Below are 7,763 nucleotides of genomic sequence, written 5' to 3'. Positions count from 1 at the left end.
TCCCATACTTTAAATTTTACTTTAAAGTGGTGCACTTGATCTTACAATTAAGCAACCGACATAATTGTCAGTTATTTAATTCTATTCATTTTAATAACTTGCTGCACAAGTGCATCTCCTGGAAAATCCATAATTGTAATTCCAGAGATAAATCTATGATCTCTTTCATAGGTTTTTAGAAGATTTAAAACTTTTGGATTAGCCTGTTCAGCTAATCTAAAAATTGTGGTAGGTAAATTAGTGTGTGATGTAAAGTTTAAAAATAACACTCCTTGACCTTTGTACTTGGTACTAATGTCATATTGCCCTTTGATAGAATCATATTTATCATTTGGAGTAGCTTCAAAGTTATCTTGTGTGTAGAAAATATAAGGTTTTGCCGCTTGTCCACCTGAGTTATATTTTGGACCTCAAGAAGTATCGGTTGTAATTTTAGGATCTAGATCATTGAATATCATCATTTTTCCTCTTAAATCAGCAACTGTTGGTCATAAAGTTCCTTTGTATGATTCTCTTTGATATAAATAATCATAATGTTTTAAAAGAGCATTTTCAAATTTTTGTCTATATTGTTGTCTAAATTGTGCACTTTGACCTGGTTTATAATCTTCACTCTTTATTCTTAATAATAAGAATTCACTTGGGTGTCTTTGTAAGAAATAAGCAAAATCTCTTAGAGCATTACTTAAGTTTGTTGTAGCATAAGTTACACCATGTCTTAAATTCATATTCTCATCAATTCTTAAGTCAAAAAATCTAATTCCTTGTTTTAGTTGTGTATCATAGTCATTAGCTTGTGTTTTTGCATAATCCTTACCAAAAAAGTAATAGAAACCTGTTCCTGAAAACATCGCACTATCATGAGTTCCTGGAATACTTAAATCTGAAATTCTAGCAGAGTCATCTAAGGATTTCATTCAATCTAAATTGTTTAAACTTGTTCCACTATAGTATCTAGTGTGCTCACTTTGATTATGTGGTTGATCATAGTTATAGTTTGGTTTTGGTTTTGGAGCAGGAGTTGGTTCAGGATTTGGTGTTGATGGTTGATTGTTTGAAGGTTCTTCAGTTGTTGGTTCTGGATCATCTGGTTCAGGCGGTGTTCCGTCTGAAATTAAAGGTTTTGCCCGTTTAAATGGTTTAAAATCATCTACATTTGGAAACTTAATTGATACATTGTCAAATAAAACATCAGTTATTCTAAAAATTCCATTGTTAACTAAAGAATTAGTTGAAAGAGATATTTTATTATCAAAATCAAGAGCTATATCTTTGGATTTAGCATAAACCGTTCTTCTAGCCTCATTAACATCTTGAATTTTGATTTTGAGTTCTTTTTTGCCTGTAAATAAATCTTGATTTTTAAATCTTAAAACAAAATCAGCACTTACTCCATAATCAGATTCAAGGTTTTTAACTTGAATTGATGCAATTTCTAATTTTCTAGCTTCTGTTCTAAAGTTTTTAACTACTTCTGGTTTGATTTCCAAACTTCTACCATCATAAGTAATACTTTGCAATACATATTCAGTATTATCGAGTAAATTATCAAGACTTAAACTTATATTATTATTAAGTAAAACGATATTTGTAAATCTTTTAGAATAATTATTATTAAAATTTAAAACCAATTCTTTTGTTTTATCAAATTGAGAAGCGTTTTCAAAAGAAATTATCATATTAGCACTTGAAGTTGTAATATGTTCTGTAGAAATGTTTGAAACTTTAATTCTTTGTGGGTTGTCTTTAGTTGTGAAAGAAATAGTTCTAAAAGATGAATCTTTTTCCATTGACTGATTGTTGTATTTAACATTATTTACTGTATAGTGTGTATTAAAATCTAAATTATTTAACATTAAATCAATTGTTGTACTATCAATTATTCTGAAATTATCAATATTTTTTTCACGATTATTTAATACAACAGTTAATCTATCGCTAGTTGAAATATCTTTTGTAGATCTTAATTTTAAAGTTAATTTAGCAGAAGCAATTTGAACATCACTGCTTTGCATTGTTTTTAATAAAATATCCTTTTTAGTGCTAAATTCCCGTGTATTAGTATTTATTTGAAGATCAATATTCTTGTGATTAATTCTGCTTATTCTATAAGTAGAATTACTATCTAAATTATTTAAATTTAGTGTTATATTGCTATTATTAGAACTTAAAGTTACTTCTTTATTAATTTCAGTATTAGTATTATTTTTAATTAAATAAATAACTAAATTTTGATTTTGTTCTAGTCAATCAGTGTTAGATAAATTTATATTTAAATTTGCTGAATTATAAGTTATATTACTAAAGTTTAATCCGCTAACTACTGTAACACTTTTTGCTGTGGTAAAACTTGTATAAACTCCAGAATGATTTAAAATTCTATTACCTAATTTTATATTTTTAAGTGTATAAGTGGTGTTTTGATTTAATCCAGAAATGATTTGTGATAAAGAGTTGTTGGTGATTAAATTGTGTGAAAAAGTTTTCACTAATCCATTAGAAAACTCTAAATTTATATTTTCATTTGAATTTAAATATTTAGGATTATTAAATACAACATTTATACTTGCGGAATGCTCATTAACATTAGCAACTGAATAATTATTAATTGATACAAAATCATCTGTTCTAAAATTAATTGAGTTTTCAATTAAATTTTTATTTTCATATTTAATTTGAGTTATAGAGTAATTTTGTGATTCAACTAAATTACTTAAATTTATTGTTACTATATTGTTGTTTATAGAATAATGAGAAATTATTTTGGTTTCCCCACCTTGAAATTCGATTATAAAGGAATTATGGGTATTAATGTCTTTAATAGCTCTAAAATTTAAATGTAAACTTGCTGAATTTAAAGTAATATTATCTATTGAAGTGCTTATTATTTTAACATCTTTATTAGTTGTAAAATAGTAAGAAGAATTTTCTGGTAAAAGATTAATTTCTTGGTGTTTTACACTTTTAACTTTATATGTTGTATTACTAATTAAATTATCAAAAGCAAAGTGAATTTGATTATTTTCAACACTAAATGTATTAAAAGTTTTGCTTATGATTTCATTGTTTGAAGTATTTAGTAACTCTATTACAAAAGGTTGATTAACATCTATTCATTCTTTATTTGAAAAAGTAAAATTTAATTTTAAACTATTATAACCAGTTAATAAATTATTGATACCTAATAAAGAAGAAATTCTTTGTTTTGTTTTAAAATTGATTGTTTCATAATTATTTAATAAACGAATATTTCCATAATTAATAGATGTTATTTGATAATCTGTAAATGCAAACAAATTATCTAATTGAAAAGAAACTTCATTATTATTTAAAACATAATGAGTAAAATTTTTGCTTGTGCCATTAGATAATACTACAGTTATAGGTTCTAAATTATTTAAATCCTTATTATTCTCAAATGTTAAATTTAAAGTTGCAGCATTTGTTGTAATATGATCAACTGACTTACTTAGTAAATGAATGTGTTTTGTAGTTGCAAAAACATAGTGTGAATTACTATTTAAAATATTTTGTTGCTTATGTTCAACTTTTGTTATTTGATAATTTGAATTGCTTTCTAAATTTTGAAAACTAAATTTAGCTAAATTATTTTCAATATTAAAATGGGCAAATTCTTGTCTTACCACTTTATTATTAGATAAATTTTTTAATTCAAATGTTATTGTAGAACTTAAATTCATTCATTCTTTGTTTGAAAACTCAAATGCTAAGTTTAAAGAGTTATAACTTTTGTTTTCTTCTGTAACATTAACTACAGAAGAAGCGGTTTGTTCTGTTCTAAAAGAATTTACACTTAAGTTATTTAAAATGTTTTTTCTATTGTATTTTATGGCAAAAACAGAATAATTTGTATAAGGAACTAAATTATTTAAATGAAGCGAAATAAGATTTCCTTGTTTTTCATAGTTTGTGAATTCCAAAGTTGTACCATTTGAAAATTCAACAGCAAGAGGAACTTTATTATCTATGTCTTTTAATGAGTTAAAAGTTAAATTTAAAACTGCAGAATTTGTTGTTACAGAGTGAATAATTACATTTTCTAAATTAATATTTTTGATTGTTTGAAGGATAAAAGAATTTGTTGTAGTTAAAAGTTCTGTATTTTTATGCATTATGCTTTTTATTTTATAAATTGTATTACTTTCTAAATTATTAAATGTAAATTTAGAGGCTTTGTTTGCTAAATTAAAAGGATTAAAAGTTTTAGAAATTTCTTCTTTTGTGTCATTTCTCTCTAAAACTATGGTTATTGGTTTATTTGTTTCTATTCACTCTGGATTTCTAAAATTTAAAGTAAAGTCTATGGAATTATAAGTACTTGAATTTTGGGTTACATAAGAAAGAGAACTCGGAATTAATAATGTTCTAAAATCAATTTGCTCATTAGTAATTAAATTTTGGTTATTATGTCTTATTGATAATATTTTATAAGCAGTGTTTGCTGATAAACTCTCTAAACTTAATGAAATACTATCATTTTCCTTTTGATAATCATTAAAAGTGTATGAATCGCCATTATTTAATTCTACAATTATAGGTTGTCTAGAATCTACATCATTTATATTTTCAAAAGTTAATACTAAAAGACCAGAATTATGAGTAATGTTAGTTATTGTCTTATTACTTAAATTTAAATTAGCAAGAGTTTTGAATGAAAAATCTCTTTCTTTTTCTACATTATTATTATCTAGTGTTATTTGTTCTAAAGTATATAAAGAGTTTGAATGTAAATTATTTAAGTGTAAATTTAAACTATTATTTAAAATTTTAGAAGATAAAATTGAAATTGATTCTAAGTTTGAGAATTTTATATTGAATATAGAATTGGAATTGTAAATTAAATTTTCGAAATTTAAAGTTAAATCCACTGAATCAGAAGTTATAGAATTTACAGTAAAATCCCGTATTTTTGGATTTTTTAGAGTTTTAAATTGAGTATTTAAATTACTAATATTAATCTCTTCATTATCAATCATTATTGAATTAATAGAATAATTTCTATTAGGTTGTAAATTATCAAAACTAATTTCTAATTGATTAGAATCATTCAATATAAAAGAAGTTTGAAAATATCTCTCATTATTATCAAGTGTTATATTTAAATGTTTATTAACGTTTTTATCTATTACATTTGTAAAAGTTAAAATTACAGTTGCAGATTTTTGACTTATGTCTTTATATGAAATATTTTCAATTTGCAAACTGTTTTTTGTTTGAATTGTTGGAAAACTATGATCTAAAACCACCGTTTCTTCATCATATTTAAAATTAACAACGTTATAAGTTGTATTTTTGTTTAAATTATCAATTGTGAAATAAATATCATTTCCATTTACTTCATAGTTTTTTGCTTCTTTTTCTTCTTGCTGTCCTGAGTTGGATAAAATTAATTTTATTCTATTTCCTTTATCAAAAAGACTAATGTTATTTAAAGAAACTTTTATTTTAGCACTATTTTCTGTTGTATTAATAACTTCAAAATTCTCCATTCTTAAAGCTGAAGTATGAAAATTTCTATTTGTACTTTCAATAAATATCTCTTTGTTATTTTTGTAAATTTTATTTATGTAATAGCTAGTGTTGCTTTTTAAGTTGTTTAATATAATAGAACTATTTGAAGCTCTTCATTCTTGTGAAAATTGTTGAAATTGTCCTTGTTCATCTCTTGTTTCTATTACTAATAAATCTCCGTCTATAAAGGCATTTCCTTTGTTAAATGATAATTGAAGTTGTGCAAAGTGTGTATTTAAAGATAAAATTTGTATGTTAGTATTTTTTACTTCTTCCTCTTTTGTTTTAAAAGAAAAAACGTTAGTTGGATTATAAACTACATCATTTATTTTTAAATTTTCTATTTGATAAGTCGAATTTTCATTTAAATTACTTAAATGAATTTGTATTACATTATCTTCTTTTGTAAATTCAACATTTTTATAATCTTCTTCATTAACTAATTTAATTTTTATATTTTCAATATCATTATTATCTAAATTATCTGATAAGTTACTTAATTGAATAACGGCTGAATTTGTTGTTGAACTAATTTCAGACAAAGTAATATTTTTTTCATGTTCAATAACGATATCAGATGTTCTAAAAGAAAAATTAGAAACTTTACTTTTTAAAACATTCCCTTCAACTTCAACTTTTTTAACTTTATAAATAGTAGAAGGTAATAAATTATAAAAATTAAAATGTTCTGATAAAGAATTTTCATTATTATTGATGGTAAAATTAAATTCTTTTTCTTTTATTTCTTCCCCTTCTTTAAATTCTAAAGTTATTGTGATAATTTTTGAAGTAGAAAAATATTCTTTATTACTGAAAATAAAATCTAAGGTTGCTGTATTTGTATCCTTTTCAACTAAAGAAATATTATTTATAATAGGTGCTGAAAGTTGTGTTTTAAAATTAAAAATAGGAAATTGAATATTTTTATCATTGATTTTTATATATTCTATGAAATAGTTTTGATTATCCATTAAATCATTTAAAAGTAACTCTATATTTTTGTTTGTGTTGGAAAAAGTAAAAACAAAAGGTTCTATTTTTTTATCTAATTTTATTTCAACTTTTTGTAGCTCTATGTTTTCATTTAAATCTAAAACTAATCTTGCACTATTGGTTTCAATATCTTTAACTTTTATATTGGAAACAAAATAATTTTTTTCTAAAGTTTTAAAATTAAAATCACTATTATTTAGATTTCAAAAATCTTGATTATTTTTTATAGTATCTATTGTATAACTTGTGTCGCTTTGTAAATCATCTATAACAAAAGTGATTTTATTTTCAAACACGGAAAAATTATTGATTCTTTTTTCTTCGTTTCCATTTTTACTTCTTAAATTAATAAATATCTCTTGATCATTGGAAATTAAATTTGAATTATCAATAGATATTTCTAATTTGACTGAATTTTCTTTATTTTCTAGAACTTTAAAGTCTCTTAAAATTACTTTTTGTTTTTCTAAAGTTGTGAATTTAATATTTTTTTTCAATATGTTATGTTGATTATACATTATTTTAGTTATTGTATAATCAGTAGAAGCAATTAAACTTTCAAGTTTCAAATCAACTTTATGGTTATTTATATGAACATTAGAAAAATTTTGAGCTTTTCCATTTAAAAATTCAATGGATAAAGAATTAAAATGATTTATGTTTTCTTCAAAATCAAAATTTAAAGTTGCTTCTGTTTCTTTAATATTTATAATCTCTGTATTTTGGGCAAAAAATTGTTTATTTGTTTTAAAAGTTTTTTTAGCTAAACTATTTATTTGTAAAGGTTTGTTGTCTACTTCTATTCCATAAATAGTATAATTAGTATTTTCTTTTAGTTTATTTATTTCTAAAACAATGTTTTTATCATTAAATTTTCACTTTTCAGCAACTGCTTTTGTACCATTACTTAATTCTAAAGTAATTTTGGAACTTGGTGAAATTTCAAATTTATTTTCAGGTTGTAAAGAAACACTTACTGAATTTTCAGTAATGTTTGCAAATTCTATTTTATTTACCTTGTTAATTGATGCTTTTTGATCTCCAATAATAGGGTTTTTTTCTATTTGTTCCTTTTGTTTTTTAAAAAAAGCAAAAGGAAGAGTTGCAGCTGTAGCAATAAAACCAGGCACTAAAATTAATAATAATATTAATAATGATTTTTTCTTTTTATTTTTTATTTTCATCTCCGCCTCTTCTTACACTCATTTCTTTATTAAATGATACTACAAAAATCGTTT

General features: G+C 23.1%; 1 protein-coding gene. It reads right to left on the bottom strand.

The features are described 5' to 3' along the window. Window positions 1–71 precede the first annotated feature (71 nt). Window positions 72–7,709: a hypothetical protein gene (locus tag ACXX86_RS01815; RefSeq protein WP_458561024.1), complete on the bottom strand. Its 7,638-nt coding sequence runs from the start codon at window positions 7,707–7,709 to the stop codon at window positions 72–74. Between the last annotated feature and the right edge of the window lie 54 nt (window positions 7,710–7,763).

The sequence above is a fragment of the Mycoplasma sp. CB776 genome (genome assembly GCF_054343395.1).
Note: the sequence above shows the minus strand (reverse complement) of the source record. Positions and strands in the feature narration are given on the sequence as shown.